Origin of the sequence: Photobacterium chitinilyticum (genome assembly GCF_004104355.1) — a bacterium.
GTDB classification, from domain to species: Bacteria; Pseudomonadota; Gammaproteobacteria; order Enterobacterales; family Vibrionaceae; genus Photobacterium; species Photobacterium chitinilyticum.
Genome location: NZ_RJLM01000121.1, coordinates 1 through 710 on the forward strand (window position 1 = coordinate 1; position 710 = coordinate 710).

General features: G+C 46.6%; 3 tRNA genes. All 3 read left to right on the forward strand.

The annotated features are described in order from the left end of the window. Positions 1 to 63: 63 nt before the first annotated feature. The 3 genes from EDI28_RS26165 to EDI28_RS26175 all read left to right on the forward strand — a co-directional run bounded on the left by EDI28_RS26165 (position 64) and on the right by EDI28_RS26175 (position 449). Positions 64 to 139, forward strand: a tRNA-Lys gene (locus tag EDI28_RS26165). A gap of 66 nt (positions 140 to 205) precedes the next feature. Continuing rightward, a tRNA-Val gene (locus EDI28_RS26170) sits at positions 206 to 281 on the forward strand. Between the two features lie 92 nt (positions 282 to 373). Next, a tRNA-Ala gene (locus EDI28_RS26175) sits at positions 374 to 449 on the forward strand. Positions 450 to 710: the final 261 nt, after the last annotated feature.

The following is a 710-nucleotide window of genomic DNA, read 5'->3' on the forward strand; positions in this document are numbered from 1 at the left end:
GAGGCCTAGGACACCGCCCTTTCACGGCGGTAACAGGGGTTCGACTCCCCTACGGGACGCCAAGGGTCGTTAGCTCAGTTGGTAGAGCAGTTGACTTTTAATCAATTGGTCGCAGGTTCGAATCCTGCACGACCCACCATCTTCTCCTCGGAAGATGGCAGTTTTGATTTTACTTTTTCAAAAGTGAAAACAAGCTGAAATCGGAGGGCGATTAGCTCAGTTGGGAGAGCACCTCCCTTACAAGGAGGGGGTCACTGGTTCGAGCCCGGTATCGCCCACCATTCTTTCCTAATATTTCGTTATGAAGTTCGTCGTTTAGCGTACTAAACGTCCTCACTTCATGCCTTGTCTTAGAAAAGAAAACCATCTCGATGGGGCTATAGCTCAGCTGGGAGAGCGCTTCGCTGGCAGCGAAGAGGTCTGCGGTTCGATCCCGCATAGCTCCACCACTCTCTAAATATTTTCTGCACTAAACGCAGATTCAATGGCGAAATACTGCCGTTGGGTCGATTTTGTGTCGCTGAAAGTTTTTAGAAAGTGGTTCAATCTCTTCGGAGATAACGAAACACATGCTCTTTAACAATCTGGAAAGCTGACTAGTAAATTCAACTCAACGAGTTGGATTACAATAGTATCTTCGAGAGAAGATACGAGTTCTCAAAACAAACACATTCAAGTGTCTTGTGTAGAGTCCGGCGAAAACAAATTAT